The 13500-nt window shown below is 60.1% G+C and carries 12 protein-coding genes and 1 tRNA gene; 7 read left to right on the forward strand and 6 right to left on the reverse strand.

The genetic code is table 11. The features are described from left to right. Positions 1-38 precede the first annotated feature (38 nt). Genes gpt through fabI form a run of 3 tightly spaced genes read right to left on the reverse strand, consistent with a single transcriptional unit; the run spans position 39 to position 1987 of the window. Positions 39-551: a xanthine phosphoribosyltransferase gene (gene gpt / locus HCZ30_RS13125; protein WP_167638758.1), complete on the reverse strand. Its 513-nt coding sequence runs from the start codon at positions 549-551 to the stop codon at positions 39-41. Between the two features lie 14 nt (positions 552-565). Next, positions 566-1177: a LysE family translocator gene (locus tag HCZ30_RS13130; protein ID WP_167638759.1), complete on the reverse strand. Its 612-nt coding sequence runs from the start codon at positions 1175-1177 to the stop codon at positions 566-568. Between the two features lie 3 nt (positions 1178-1180). After that, positions 1181-1987 (reverse strand): enoyl-ACP reductase FabI, encoded by an 807-nt coding sequence (gene fabI, locus HCZ30_RS13135; protein ID WP_167638760.1) that lies wholly within the window; start codon positions 1985-1987, stop codon positions 1181-1183. 139 nt (positions 1988-2126) lie between these two features. On the opposite strand from fabI, the gene pdxH reads away from it, so the two are divergent. The 5 genes from pdxH (at position 2127) to HCZ30_RS13160 (ending at position 8048) form a co-directional block, all read left to right on the forward strand. Beyond that, positions 2127-2732, forward strand: coding sequence for a pyridoxamine 5'-phosphate oxidase (pdxH, locus tag HCZ30_RS13140; protein WP_167638761.1), 606 nt, complete (start codon positions 2127-2129; stop codon positions 2730-2732). 122 nt (positions 2733-2854) lie between these two features. Further along, positions 2855-3385 carry a cold-shock protein gene (locus tag HCZ30_RS13145; protein ID WP_167638810.1) on the forward strand — a complete coding sequence of 177 codons (531 nt, stop codon included), beginning with the start codon at positions 2855-2857 and terminating at the stop codon, positions 3383-3385. Then, on the forward strand, positions 3361-3852 hold the full coding sequence (locus HCZ30_RS13150; RefSeq protein WP_167638762.1) for a DUF192 domain-containing protein: 492 nt from the start codon (positions 3361-3363) through the stop codon (positions 3850-3852). The genes HCZ30_RS13145 and HCZ30_RS13150 overlap by 25 nt, the downstream gene beginning before the upstream one ends. Before the next feature lie 48 nt (positions 3853-3900). After that, a tRNA-Pro gene (locus tag HCZ30_RS13155) sits at positions 3901-3977 on the forward strand. A gap of 468 nt (positions 3978-4445) precedes the next feature. Then, entirely contained in the window at positions 4446-8048 is a 3603-nt protein-coding gene (locus HCZ30_RS13160) for a vitamin B12-dependent ribonucleotide reductase (RefSeq protein WP_167638763.1), read from the forward strand. Between the two features lie 222 nt (positions 8049-8270). Here HCZ30_RS13160 and HCZ30_RS13165 read toward each other — a convergent pair whose 3' ends face one another. Both HCZ30_RS13165 and HCZ30_RS13170 read right to left on the reverse strand, forming a co-directional pair. Next, positions 8271-9419 carry a methyl-accepting chemotaxis protein gene (locus HCZ30_RS13165; protein WP_217703052.1) on the reverse strand — a complete coding sequence of 383 codons (1149 nt, stop codon included), beginning with the start codon at positions 9417-9419 and terminating at the stop codon, positions 8271-8273. Between the two features lie 88 nt (positions 9420-9507). Then, positions 9508-9873 (reverse strand): helix-turn-helix domain-containing protein, encoded by a 366-nt coding sequence (locus HCZ30_RS13170; protein WP_167638765.1) that lies wholly within the window; start codon positions 9871-9873, stop codon positions 9508-9510. Between the two features lie 241 nt (positions 9874-10114). Here HCZ30_RS13170 and HCZ30_RS13175 point away from each other — a divergent pair, with 241 nt between their 5' ends. Continuing rightward, positions 10115-10951, forward strand: coding sequence for a LysR family transcriptional regulator (locus tag HCZ30_RS13175; RefSeq protein ID WP_246212821.1), 837 nt, complete (start codon positions 10115-10117; stop codon positions 10949-10951). A 62-nt stretch (positions 10952-11013) separates the two neighbouring features. Here the strand turns inward: HCZ30_RS13175 and HCZ30_RS13180 are convergent, their stop codons facing one another. Next, positions 11014-11583, reverse strand: a complete 570-nt coding sequence (locus tag HCZ30_RS13180; RefSeq protein ID WP_167638767.1) for a YcbK family protein — start codon at positions 11581-11583, stop codon at positions 11014-11016. A 310-nt stretch (positions 11584-11893) separates the two neighbouring features. Here HCZ30_RS13180 and HCZ30_RS13185 point away from each other — a divergent pair, with 310 nt between their 5' ends. Continuing rightward, positions 11894-13498 carry a L,D-transpeptidase family protein gene (locus tag HCZ30_RS13185; protein ID WP_167638768.1) on the forward strand — a complete coding sequence of 535 codons (1605 nt, stop codon included), beginning with the start codon at positions 11894-11896 and terminating at the stop codon, positions 13496-13498. Positions 13499-13500 lie beyond the last annotated feature (2 nt).

A 13500-nucleotide genomic window follows, 5' to 3' on the forward strand; every position in this document is an offset into this window, starting at 1 on the left:
CCTCCGGCGGAGGTATTTTCCGTCAGAATGAAGGAAGATCAGTCCTTGCCGCGGAACGGCTGGACGTATTGCAGCGCCATGTCCCACGGGAAGAAGATCCACGTGTCCTGGCTGACTTCGGTCACGAAGGTGTCGACCTGCGGACGGCCTTTGGGCTTGGCGTAGACGGTTGCGAAGTGGGCGTTGGGGTACATCTCGCGGACCAGTTCCAGCGTTTTGCCCGAGTCGACCAGATCGTCGATCACGAGGATGCCGTGGCCGTCACCGGTGATTTCGGCGTCGGGGGCCTTGAGCACCTTGGCCGAAGTCTGGCTCTGGTGGTCGTAGGATTTAACGCTGATGGTGTCGACGGTGCGCACGTCCAGTTCGCGGGCGATGATCATCGCCGGTGCCATGCCGCCGCGGGTGATCGCGATCACGGCCTTCCAAGCGCCGCCTTCCAGCGGGCCGTGGCCATCAAGGCGCCATGCAAGCGCGCGGCTGTCGCGGTGGAGTTGGTCCCAGCTGACGTGGAAGCCTTTTTCGTAGGGGAGGCGATCCGTTTGCGGCATCGGATGGAGGTCCTTCAGGTAAGGGCGACTTTGAGGCCCAGAAGCACGAGCAGACCGCCAAAAGTGCGGTCGACGCCAGCCTTGAGTCGCAGATAGGCATTTCGGGCGCGTGGCATCGAGAACACGCGCGCGACGACGATATACCAGAGTGTTTCGTTGGCGAAAACCGCCGCAAGGATCGCGAGACGCCACGGCAGGGGCGTGTCATGCGGCACGAGGCCCACGAAGACCGCGCCGAAGAAAATGGCCGGTTTCGGGTTCGATGCGAAGGTCAGGAAACCGTAGCGGATCGCCGAGAGCGCGGAGCGCGGGGCGGTGTCGGTGTTCTGGGGCAGGGGCTCTTTGGCGTGTTTCCACATCTGGAAGGCGATCCAGAACAGGAATAGCGCGCCGACGATTTTCAGGCCCAGAAACAGCGCGGGCACCAGTTCGAACAGAATGGCGAGGCCGGCCATCGCCGCGCCCGCCCAGAGGACAGCGCCCAGTCCGAAGCCCAAGGCCAGCGCCGAAGCCACACGGAAACCGTCGGAGGCGGCGGTGCGGACGGCGACGACAAAGCTCGGACCGGGGGAGATCGCCGCCGCGAGGTGGATCAGAACGATCGAGATGAACGCGGCGGTGGTCATCGCTTATTCCTTGTTCATGTCCGGCGCGTCGACGGCCTTCATGCCGACAACGTGGTAGCCAGCGTCGACGTGGTGGGTTTCGCCGGTGACGCCGGTCGACAGGTCCGACAGCAGGTAGAGAGCCGAGCCGCCGACTTCGTCGATCGACACGTTCTTGCGGAGCGGCGAATTGTACTCGTTCCACTTCAGAATATAGCGGAAGTCGCCGATGCCCGACGCCGCAAGCGTCTTGATCGGACCGGCCGAGATCGCGTTGACGCGGATGCCGTCCTTGCCGAGGTCTTCGGCGAGGTAGCGGACCGACGCTTCGAGAGCGGCCTTGGCAACGCCCATGACGTTATAGTGGGGCATCACGCGTTCGGCGCCGTAGTAGGTCAGCGTCAGGCACGAGCCGCCTTCGGTCATCATCTTTGCCGCGCGCTGGGTGACGGCGGTGAACGAGTAGACCGAGATGTCCATGGTGGTCAGGAAGTTCTGGCGGGTGGTGTCGACGTAGCGGCCGCGCAGTTCGTTCTTGTCCGAGAAACCGATGGCGTGGACGATGAAGTCCAGTTTGCCCCATTTGGCTTCCAGTTCGCCGAAGAGGGCGTCGACCGAATCCATGTCCGACACGTCGCAAGGCAGAACCGTATCCGAGCCGAGTTGCGCAGCCAGCGGGCCGACGCGCTTCAGCAGCGCTTCGCCCTGATAGGAGAACGCCAGCTCGGCGCCTGCATCGGCGAGCGCCTTGGCGATACCCCACGCAATCGATTTGTCATTGGCAAGGCCCATGATGAGCCCGCGCTTGCCCTGCATCAGTTGTGACGACATATGTTCCTCTTGCCTCCGAGGCTTAGTTTCGTTTCGGTGTAGGCGATTGGCCGTTGGTCATCAAGTGCGCCCGCGACGCAACGTCACTATTGAAGGCGCACAACCCGAAGTTAAGTGCCGCCCGTTTGGAGAAGAAAACATGAGCGACAGAAGCGGAATTTTTGCCGGAAACGATCCTTTCGTGATCGCAAAGGCGTGGCTGGACGAGGCCGAAGGATCGGAACTCAACGATCCCAATGCTATTGCTTTGTCGACCGTGGATGCGGACGGGATGCCGAATGCGCGCATGGTTCTTCTCAAGGACATCGAAGACGACGCTTTCGTTTTCTACACCAACTACGGCAGCCGCAAGGCGCAGGAAGTCGAGCAGGCCGGAAAGGCCGCCTTCGTCATGCACTGGAAATCGCTGCGCCGTCAGGTCCGTGTTCGCGGGCTGGTGGAAAAAGAGGACGGTCCGCAGGCTGACGACTACTACAACTCGCGCTCGCTCAAGAGCCGTCTGGGGGCGTGGGCATCCAAGCAGTCGCAGCCGCTCGATAGCCGCGGCACCCTGATGGCCGAAGTTGCGACCGTAACGGCACGTGAGGGAATCAATCCAAAACGTCCTCCGTTCTGGGGCGGGTTCCGAATTCGACCGCTGGAAATCGAATTCTGGGCGGATGGTGCGTTCAGGTTGCATGACCGGTTCCGATGGTACCGCTCGGATATACATGAGGAGTGGAAAATTGACCGTCTGTACCCGTGAATTCCACGCTTCGTGAATGTACTATCCCAAGTTTAAGCTTGTTTTATCATCGAAAAACAGGTCTGTTGGGTAACTAGAAACTTCGGCCGGATGGGGGTCGAGGCGGGAATATAATGAATAAGATGACTGACGAAATACTGACCGGACGCACCCTAACCGGGCGCGTCAAGTGGTTCGATCCTGCCAAGGGTTATGGCTTTGTCATAACCGATCTTGGCGGACCGGATATCCTTCTGCACGCGAACGTCTTACGCAACTTCGGACAAAGCTCTGTTGCCGACGGCTCGCGTATCGAACTCGTAACTCAGGAAACCGACCGCGGTATTCAAGCTGTAGAGATCCTCATGATCGAGCCTCCGGAAAATCCGGGCGCTGGCAGCACGCTTACCGATCTGGTGGAAATCGACGAGGCTGTCCTCGCCGATACCGAGATCGAACCGGCCCGCGTGAAGTGGTTCGACAAAGCCAAAGGTTTTGGGTTTGCAAATGCCTTCGGATCGGCCGAGGATGTGTTTCTGCACATCGAAGTGCTGCGCCGTTCGGGCCTTGCCGACCTTCAACCGGGCGAGGCGATCGGCCTGCGCAGCATTGATGGCAAGCGTGGCAAGATGGCTGTCGAGGTACTGGTTTGGGAAAGCGCAATACAACGCTGAGTTCTTTCATTGCGGCGACCGTCACGGTTCTAGGTTTCACTCACCCTGTTTCCGCACAAGTCAGCTGCCGCGATGACCTTGTCACTGTGTCGGGCGACTTCGGTGTCGCCCGTTTCACCGTCCAAGTGGCCGACGACTATGAAGAGCGGGCGCAGGGACTGATGAACGTACCCTCCATGCCGACCTTGTCGGGCATGCTGTTTGTCTACGAGCATCCGCAGCAGACCGCGTTCTGGATGCGCAATACGCTCATCTCTCTCGACATGCTCTTTGCGGATGAAACGGGCACGATTACCCGCATCCACGACAAAGCTATCCCGCTCGACGAGACGCCGATCCCCGGCGGGGACGACATCCAGTATGTGCTGGAGATCAACGGCGGCCTTGCCGCGCGCCTCGGGATCGAGGAAGGCGACGTCATGCAGCACCCGTCGATGGGCGAGAGCGCGGCAAAACCCTGTCAGTGACTTTTTGATCTTTTCTTTCCGGATCAGTCACTTTAAACGGGCGCCAGTCGGGGCGTAGCGCAGCCTGGTAGCGCGACGGTTTTGGGTACCGTAGGCCGCAAGTTCGAATCTTGCCGTCCCGACCACTTCCTCTCTTCAGAACAGAATCATCTGATTCATCGGGTGGGAACTGCGGTTCTCACGGCGCCGTGATTTTGTGCGTTTGCCCAAAACTGGTGAACGACTATCCGAACGGATAGAGCGCAGATTGCCGAGAGTATTAAGGCCGCGTTAACACTCTGTGGATGAAACGGTGGGTGAATCGGGCAATTGGTGCGGTTCCCCGCCGGTCAACTGTTTTTATCCTTCATTTAGATTAAAAACACCGTTGACCCCCTAAACCTAGTTTTGCCAATTTGCGTGCATCGGCGACGTCTCACCAGATGTAGTGCCGATCAATCGGTTCAATACAATGCAGCGGCCCTAAGCGGGCATCATGTTTCGGCTCTCCGAAGCACCGGTCATTGTTTGCCGTTTGGGGGATCGGTCGGCAGGGCTCGGCTGGAATGGTTAATCGGGGCAGGGAACGGCTCCGGAATTTTGGGCAGAACAAGATGAAAATCGAGCGCTACTTTACGAAGGCCGGACAGGACGCCTACGCGGGTATCGAATTCCGCAAAGTCTCTTCTGAAATCCGCAATCCGGACGGGTCGATCGTCTTCAAACTCGACGACTGCGAAGTGCCTGAAAGCTGGAGCCAGGTCGCCAGCGATGTGATCGCCCAGAAATACTTCCGCAAAGCGGGCGTGCCGTCCAGTGCGACCAAGGTCAAAGAAAAGGACGTGCCCGAGTTCCTGTGGCGCTCCGTCCCCGCCAAAGACGCCGAGATGGGCGGAGAGACGAGTGCCAAGCAGGTGTTTGACCGCCTCGCAGGTGCGTGGACCTACTGGGGCTGGAAGGGTGGCTATTTCACCACCGAAGATGACGCCCGCGCGTACTTTGACGAAATGCGCTACATGCTGGCCAAGCAGATGGCCGCGCCGAACAGCCCGCAGTGGTTCAACACCGGTCTGCACTGGGCCTACGGCATCGACGGTCCCGCGCAGGGCCACCACTATGTCGACTACCAGACCGGCAAGCTGGTCAAATCGAATTCCGCCTATGAGCATCCGCAGCCCCACGCCTGCTTCATCCAGTCCGTCGCCGACGATCTGGTGAACGAGGGCGGTATCATGGACCTCTGGGTCCGTGAGGCGCGTCTGTTCAAATATGGTTCGGGCACGGGCACCAACTTCTCGTCGCTGCGCGGTGAGGGCGAGAAGCTCTCGGGCGGCGGCAAGTCGTCGGGTCTGATGGGCTTCCTCAAGATCGGTGACCGCGCTGCCGGTGCGATCAAATCGGGCGGCACCACCCGCCGCGCCGCGAAGATGGTTATCGTCGATGCGGACCACCCTGATATCGAGGACTTCATCAACTGGAAGGTCATCGAGGAACAGAAGGTTGCGTCCATCGTCGCCGGTTCCAAGATGCACGAGCAGAAGCTCAACGCGATCTTCAAGGCGATCAACACTTGGGACGGCGCAGAGGCCGACGCCTATGATCCCGCGAAGAACGACAGCCTGAAGACCGCGATCCGCGAAGCCAAGAAGGTCGCGATCCCCGAGACCTACGTCAAGCGCGTGCTGGACTACGCCAAGCAGGGCCACACCAGCATCGAGTTCCCGACCTACGACACCGACTGGGACAGCGAAGCCTATGCGAGCGTGTCGGGCCAGAACTCCAACAACTCCATCCGCGTGACAGATGCCTTCCTCGAGGCGGTCCGCAACGATGGCGACTGGAACCTGATCAACCGCAAGGACGGCACGGTTTCCAAGACCGTCAAGGCGCGCGACCTCTGGGATCAGGTCGGCCACGCTGCTTGGGCCTGCGCCGATCCGGGCATCCAGTTCCACGACACCGTTAACGCATGGCACACTTGCCCCGAAGACGGCGCGATCCGCGGCTCGAACCCGTGCTCGGAGTACATGTTCCTCGACGATACCGCGTGTAACCTCGCGTCGATGAACCTGCTCCAGTTCTACCACGCGGGTGAGTTCAACGCCGAAGCCTACATCCACGCGACGCGCCTCTGGACGATGACGCTGGAAATCTCGGTGATGATGGCGCAGTTCCCGTCCAAGGAAATCGCGCAGCAGTCGTATGACTTCCGCACGCTCGGTCTGGGTTACGCCAACATCGGCGGCCTCTTGATGAACATGGGCTACGGTTACGACAGCGACGAGGGCCGTGCGCTGAACGCCGCGCTGACCGCGATCATGACTGGTATAGCCTATGCCACCTCGGCCGAGATCGCGGGCGAGCTGGGCGCGTTTGCGGGCTACGAGCGGAACAAGGCGCACATGCTGCGCGTTATTCGCAATCACCGCAATGCAGCGCATGGCAACGCGGACGGCTATGAGGCGCTTGCGGTCAAGCCTGTCGCGCTTGACCACGGCAACTGCCCCGACAACAGTCTAATCTCGCTCGCGACCGAGGCATGGGACGAAGCGCTGCGTTTGGGCGAAAAGCACGGCTACCGCAACGCTCAGGTTTCGGTCATCGCACCGACCGGCACCATCGGTCTGGTGATGGATTGCGACACCACGGGCATCGAGCCGGACTTCGCGCTGGTGAAGTTCAAGAAGCTCGCGGGCGGCGGCTATTTCAAGATCATCAACCGCTCCGTGCCGTCGGCGCTTGAAGGGCTGGGCTATAACTCCGCCCAGATCGAAGAGATCATCGCCTACGCCGTCGGTCACGGCACCATCGGTCAGGCGCCCGCGATCAACCACACCGCGCTGATCGGCCACGGCTTCGGCCAGCCAGAGATCGACAAGATCGAAGCGGCGCTGAAAACCGCTTTCGACATCCGTTTCGTGTTCAACCAATGGACGCTTGGTGAGGAGTTCTGCCAGAAGTCGCTCGGTATCCCTGCGGCCAAGCTCAACGATCCGTCGTTCGATCTGCTGCGCCACCTCGGTTTCACCAAGCAGGACATTGATGCGGCCAACGACCACGTTTGTGGCACTATGACGCTGGAAGGCGCGCCGCATCTGAAGGAAGAGCACTACCACATCTTCGACTGCGCGAACCCGTGCGGCAAGAAGGGCAAGCGCTTCCTGTCGGTTGATGCGCACATCCGCATGATGGCGGCGGCGCAGTCGTTCATCTCGGGTGCGATCTCCAAAACAATCAACATGCCGAACTCAGCGACCATCGAGGACTGCCAGAAAGCCTACGAGCTGTCGTGGAGCCTCGGCATCAAAGCGAACGCGCTCTACCGTGACGGCTCCAAACTGTCGCAACCGCTCGCCGCTGCGCTGGTGGAGGATGATGACGAGGCGGCGGAAGTGCTGGAGAGCGGCACCCCGACCGAAAAGGCCGCTGTCATCGCCGAGAAGGTGATCGAGAAGGTCATCGTCAAGGAAGTCGTCCGCGCCAGCCGCCAGAAGCTACCCGAGCGCCGCAAGGGCTACACCCAGAAAGCCGTCGTCGGTGGTCACAAGGTCTATCTGCGCACGGGCGAATACGCTGACGGCAACCTCGGCGAGATCTTCCTCGACATGCACAAGGAAGGTGCTGGCTTCCGCGCGATGATGAACAACTTCGCCATCGCGGTGTCCGTCGGCCTCCAGTACGGCGTGCCGCTGGAAGAGTTCGTTGACGCGTTCACCTTCACCAAGTTCGAACCGGCGGGCATGGTTCAAGGCAATGACTCGATCAAGTCGGCGACCTCGATCCTCGACTACATCTTCCGCGAATTGGCGGTGTCCTACCTCGACCGTACCGACCTCGCGCACATCAAACCGCAGGGCGCGGCCTTCGACGATCTGCACGCCGAACAGGGCACGAACGTTTCGCAACCCAGTGAAACTGCGGCGTCCAAGTCGTTGGAAGTACTGCGACAAATCTCTTCGGCAGGTTACCTGCGCAAGCGTTTGCCCGAAGAGCTGACGATGCTGAACAGCGTTGCGCCGGTCGCGCCGACGGTTGCGCAAACGGTGCAGTCGACAGTGTCCGAAGTTGCCGTGGCGACAGCCATTTCCGCCCGTGACAAGGCGCGGATGCAAGGCTACGAAGGCGACCCGTGCGGCGAATGCGGGAACTATACCCTCGTGCGCAACGGCACCTGCATGAAGTGCAACACCTGCGGCTCGACATCGGGCTGTAGCTAAGGATTTCGGTCTGGCGGCAGTTTTCGCTGGCAGATCAAAAGGCTAGGGGGCGGCATTCGCGCTCTGGCGTCACAGTTCCGGGGCTGGTGCGCTGGCCCCCGACGCGGATCGGGATACAGGCAAAAAGCTAACGGGCGGTAAATCAATCCACCCGATCCGTGACACTGGGGAGCCCGCGTGGCTCCCCTTTCTTTATTGTAAACAGGGTTTTACGCGGCGCTCTTATTGCGCCGCGATCTGGTCTGCCTTCTTTGCAGGCGCGCCGCTGTTCGCGGGCTTCTGCTTTCCGGTGCCGTTATGGCCCAGCTCGGTGTTAGACAGTTTGTAGGTCGCGATCTCGTTGCGGATGATCTCGTTCGCCGAAGACAGGCTGCCGAGCGTGGTGTTCAGCTCATCCGCTTGCAAGGTGTTGCGGCGGGTGAGGTTTTCGATCTCGGTCATGGAGAAGTTGATTTGGTCCACCGCGCGGGTCTGCTCCGAGCTGGCGAGGTTGATCTCGCCCAGACGGGTCGCAACCTCTGCGATGTCCTTGTTGATCTTCTCGAAGGTCTGGCTGGTCTCGCTGGAGGTCTCCACGCCGACAACAACCTGCTGGCGTGAGGTCTCGATGAGGCGCGAGGTTTCCTGCGCGGCCTTGGATGAACGGGCAGCGAGGTTGCGGACCTCCTGCGCGACGACGGCAAAGCCGCGGCCGTGCTGACCAGCGCGAGCGGCCTCAACAGCGGCGTTCAGCGCGAGCAGGTTGGTCTGGAACGCGATTTCGTCGATGACCTTGATGATCTGCATGATCTCGCGCGAGGAGGTTTCGATCTTGTCCATCGCGGTGACCATGTTGTCGACCTGGTTCTTGCCGCGCTCTGCGGTGCGGGCGGCGCCGCTGGCCAGTTCGTTGGCAAGTTTCGCGGTCTGCGCGTTGGAACGCACGACGCTCGCGGTTTCCTCGACCGATGCGGACAGTTCCTCGACCGCCGCGGATTGCTGTTCGGAGTTGCTGCCGACGAGCTGGATCGCGGAGGCGAGCGCCTTGGACGACACGTTCACATCCGCCGAGCCGCGCCCGAGGGTCTGCATCGTATTTTCAAGCTCGGTCAGGAAGGAGTCTATGCTGCAATTCGCGCCAAGTCCGACGCGGCGGGACAGGTTCTTGTCGTTTGTGATGCCACGGAAGGTCGTGCGGACCTTGCTGAAGCGCTTTTCCCAGCGGGTGCCGCGCTGAAGTCCGAAGATCGCCGTGCCGATGCCGACCACGCCTACAAGGGCGCTGGACCACGCGGGTCCGCCGCTCAGTTGCCACGCTACCAAACCACCGCTTACCAAAACCGAACCGGCGAGAACGCCGAGCTCGAGACGTGCCATACCTGCAATCTGCATCTTACTGTCCGTTTCTCAACTGCCCCTTTGTTAGGGGTACAGCAGATGTAACGACCGAATGAAGTAGACGTTTAGGTAGATGGGGGAGTTATTCGAAGGAGTCCGCACCACCATTGCTGTTCGCAATGGACTGGACCATCCGGCAGAGGCTTTCGCGAACGTCGGGATCGTCGACCTTGGCCAGCGCGAACAGGATGCGCGAGGCGGTGTTGTCCATCTCCTGCTGGGGCGCGGTGGAGTCGTATCCGTCAAAGAAATAGGACGGTTGGACGTCGAGTGCCTCGGCAATTTCATACAGACGGCTGGCCGAAACGCGGTTCTGGCCGGCTTCGTATTTCTGGAGCTGCTGGAACGAACAGCCGATCTGTGCAGCCAGTCCCGATTGGGTCAATCCGCGCATCAAGCGAGCCTGCCGAATTCGCTGTGCGACGAAATCGTCTACCGGGTGGGCCATGCTGTTCTCCATCGTTACTCGTTAAACTTCCTATCAGGAACGATGAAGTAATATTCAACTGATGAAATTTGTTCGGCAACGGTAAGTGTATCATACACCAATGTATGATTTATCACTCATTGGTATTAGAATAGAACGGAATTTCAAGACTTTGCCGTAATAACATACAACCATAATGTATGTTGAGGCAGTGTCGCCAGTGAGTACGCATAACCAGGGACGCGCATCGTTGTTATATGAAATGCTGCGATCGTTTACGACGCTCGCAGAAGTATTAAATCTTTCGCGTGCCGTTACCCTTTTGGGTAGCACCCGGCAGACTGTGCGCCGGCATATCTCGATTCTGGAACAGGAACGTGGCGAGAAGCTGTTCGAGCTTGACGACGACCGCCGCTACAAGTTGACGCCGGAGGGCGAGCGGGCGCTCGACGAGGCGCTCGAGATCGTGGCGCGGGGCGATGGGTGGCTCAAGAACCAGTCCGGAAAGATCAAGGGACTGTCCCACTTGATGGTCGAGCCGGAGCAGGGGAACCGCTACTATCTCCAGCAGCACTCCCTCTCGAAGCTCTGGCAGGACGGGCCGGAGAGGCTTCGCGCGATTGCAAAGGCTTGGGCGGAGGCCGAGGGAAAGCTCAATCATCCGGCGTTTGCAGCACATCGCTCGCACTGCATCGTGTTCCGTCCTTCGGGGACGCAATGGGTTTGTGCTGAGATCGGTGAGCATTCGTCCTATGCCACGTGGTTCGGTAAGGACTGGGCCGCGTCGAGCATTGGTCTGACCTTCAGCAGCCTTGTGCGCGGCTCTGGTCTGGGCGCGGTGTCGTTCGATCCGTACCGCGAAATTCTGGCCAGTGGCGGCGTGCGCTTCGATCACATCTCGACCGAGCTGCCGCGCGAGGAACCGGATCAGAAATTCCCGGTCTCGTACGCGCGGGTGATGATGGGCTGCCGTTTCCCCGACAACAGCGTCGGCGTCGTGTCGTCGTCGATCCGGACTTATGACATCCAGATTGCGGGCGTGCCTGAGAGCTGGATCAAGTCGATGGACCCGTCAGCGCTGATAGACGACGATATCTAGGCCCCTAAAAAGGAAAAAGGCGCCCGAAGGCGCCCAAATTCCATAGCCAAAGCCGGAAGGCTTTAGCCGTTCCACGCACGCACGCCGCCACAGTCCATGTGGACGAAGTTCGAGCCACGATAGGTGCCGACGCCGCCAGCCTGGCACGACTGTGCTGCCGAAGCCATCTGGGTGATCGAACGGCTTTGCAGACGGAGGTCTGCGGCCTGTGCCTGCATGTGCAGCGAGTTCTTGGCCACGCCCGACGAACGGCTACGCAGCATCGCGTTGGTTTCCGGCGAACGATAGCCCGAGAGCATCATGTACGGCTCGTCGGTTTCGAGCATATTGTGAACAGCGGCCATAATGTCGATCGTGCGGGTGTCGACGTTTTTGGTCTGGCCGTTGCGCCAGTCGCGCATGAAGTAGGTGACCTGATCCACGGCTTCGCGGATATATTCGCCTTCGACCCAGTAGATCATGTCCACTTTTTCACCGGTACGACCCGAGTACATCTTGATGCGGCGAATATCTCCCGCACCACGAAGGAACCCAGCGGCCTTGGAAAACGTTGGTGCTGCAACAACGGTCGTTGCCGCGAATGCACGCAGAAGTCCACGCCGAGTGAAACCCGTAGAGGTGTGTTCAGTCATGGTAAATTGCCTGTCCCGTTTCTAGTGCCCGCTATCGAGCGGGTTGTGTCATCTCATCCCCAGATGCAGGCACTTTATGACATGGGAAGGTTAACGAACCAACCATGGATTGAGAAAGGTTCCATAGCCTGCGCACAAATCGGCAGGATTTTGCGCAAAACCTGTGCGGATTTGTGCCTGTGGCCGAATTACCCTGCAAATGGATAGTCGGGACAGTTGGCATTGGCGGAATTCAAAGAGCGGCCTATTATCAATGAAAACGCCGCGTGCAATGCGGTTTTATGAATAAAATGAGGCATTTGGTATAAGTATGGCGCGAATTGTAAAACGCCCCGCCGCCTTTATGGCTGCCACCGCAATCGCCTTGACGGTTGTATTCAGCACTCCGGCACACGCCCAAGTGACGGCTTTCCGACAGGCAATTGCCGAGAATGCCTCTCAGGACGACGCGATTGCCGCGTTTTATCGCGCTCGCGACTTCCAAGGGCTCTGGTCCGGAACCGACGAATTGGCCCAAGCGCGCCGCAATGCGCTGCTCGGCGCGTTTGATTCCGCCTCGCTCCACGGCCTGCCGCAAGCCCAGTTCGACCCGCAGGCGCTGATCGCCCGAATGCAGGTTGCCGACACTGTTTACGAACGGGGTCAGATGGATGTGGAGCTGACAAAGCTGTTCCTCGATTATGCCCGCGATCTGCAAAGCGGTATCCTCGTGCCGTCGCGAGTGTCTTCCGACATCAAGCGACAGGCGCCCGTGCGGGACCGTCTGGAAACGCTGACCGCGTTCGCTGAGGCCGATCCCACGACTTTTATCCGCGACCTCGCACCGCAGACCGGCGAATATGCCCGCCTGATGCGCGCCAAGATCGACCTTGAACACCGTATTCTTGCGGGCGGTTGGGGCGAAACGGTCCGCGCGTCCGATACGCTGCGTCCCGGCGATACCGGTGCGACCGTGGTCGAGCTGCGCAATCGCCTGATCAAGATGGGCTACATGGGCCGTTCGGTCTCATCGACCTACGATGAACAACTGGTCGAGGCGGTCAGCAAATTCCAGGCCGAGCACGGTCTGCTCGTTGACGGTGTTGCCGGTGGCGGCACGCTGACGGAACTGAACGTTTCGCCCGAAGAGCGCCTGCAATCCGTGATCGTCGCGATGGAGCGTGAACGCTGGCTGAACCGCGAGCGCGGCGAGCGCCACGTCTGGGTCAATCAGGCGGACTTCACCGCAAAGATCATTGACGACGGTATCGTCACCTTCGAGACCCGCGCCGTCATCGGTGCCAACACCAGCGACCGCCGCTCGCCGGAGTTCTCGGACACGATGGACCACATGGTCATCAACCCCAGCTGGTACGTGCCGCGTTCCATTGTCGTGGGTGAGTACCTGCCGCAGCTCCAACAGAACCCTGCCGCAGCGGGTCAGCTCCAGATCATCAATGCCTCTGGGCAGGTGATGAGCCGCAATCAGGACTTTAGCCAGTTCACCGCATCGACCTTCCCGTATTCGATGAAGCAGCCGCCGGGTCCGGGTAACGCGCTGGGAACCGTGAAGTTCATGTTCCCGAACCGCTACAACATCTATCTGCACGACACCCCGTCGCGCAGTCTGTTCGCCCGCGAATCCCGCGCGTTCAGCCACGGCTGTATCCGCCTTCAGGACCCGCACGACTTTGCCTATGCGCTGCTCGCGGTGCAGACGGACGATCCGCAGGGTTTCTTCCAGTCCAAGCTGCGCTCTGGTGTTGAACAGCGCGTCAATCTGGACACGCCGATTCCTGTGCACCTCGATTACCGCACGGCCTTCACCAACGCGGACGGCACGCTGCAATTCCGCCGCGACGTTTATGGTCGTGACCGCCAGATCTGGAACGCGCTGAGTGCGGCAGGGGTGGCAGGCGCCGGCGTTCAGGGCTAAAC

It is taken from the genome of Marivivens donghaensis (genome assembly GCF_011806565.1).
In the GTDB taxonomy this organism is placed as follows: domain Bacteria; phylum Pseudomonadota; class Alphaproteobacteria; order Rhodobacterales; family Rhodobacteraceae; genus Marivivens; species Marivivens donghaensis_A.

What these genes read in the sequence shown, in the direction of transcription:
- gpt (WP_167638758.1), bottom strand. Translation starts at nt 551, where the DNA reads ATGCCGCAAACGGATCGCCTCCCCTACGAAAAAGGCTTCCACGTCAGC.
- HCZ30_RS13175 (WP_246212821.1), top strand. Translation starts at nt 10,115, where the DNA reads ATGCTGCGATCGTTTACGACGCTCGCAGAAGTATTAAATCTTTCGCGT.
- HCZ30_RS13160 (WP_167638763.1), top strand. Translation starts at nt 4,446, where the DNA reads ATGAAAATCGAGCGCTACTTTACGAAGGCCGGACAGGACGCCTACGCG.
- HCZ30_RS13170 (WP_167638765.1), bottom strand. Translation starts at nt 9,873, where the DNA reads ATGGCCCACCCGGTAGACGATTTCGTCGCACAGCGAATTCGGCAGGCT.
- pdxH (WP_167638761.1), top strand. Translation starts at nt 2,127, where the DNA reads ATGAGCGACAGAAGCGGAATTTTTGCCGGAAACGATCCTTTCGTGATC.
- fabI (WP_167638760.1), bottom strand. Translation starts at nt 1,987, where the DNA reads ATGTCGTCACAACTGATGCAGGGCAAGCGCGGGCTCATCATGGGCCTT.
- HCZ30_RS13165 (WP_217703052.1), bottom strand. Translation starts at nt 9,419, where the DNA reads ATGCAGATTGCAGGTATGGCACGTCTCGAGCTCGGCGTTCTCGCCGGT.
- HCZ30_RS13185 (WP_167638768.1), top strand. Translation starts at nt 11,894, where the DNA reads ATGGCGCGAATTGTAAAACGCCCCGCCGCCTTTATGGCTGCCACCGCA.
- HCZ30_RS13130 (WP_167638759.1), bottom strand. Translation starts at nt 1,177, where the DNA reads ATGACCACCGCCGCGTTCATCTCGATCGTTCTGATCCACCTCGCGGCG.
- HCZ30_RS13145 (WP_167638810.1), top strand. Translation starts at nt 2,855, where the DNA reads ATGACTGACGAAATACTGACCGGACGCACCCTAACCGGGCGCGTCAAG.
- HCZ30_RS13180 (WP_167638767.1), bottom strand. Translation starts at nt 11,583, where the DNA reads ATGACTGAACACACCTCTACGGGTTTCACTCGGCGTGGACTTCTGCGT.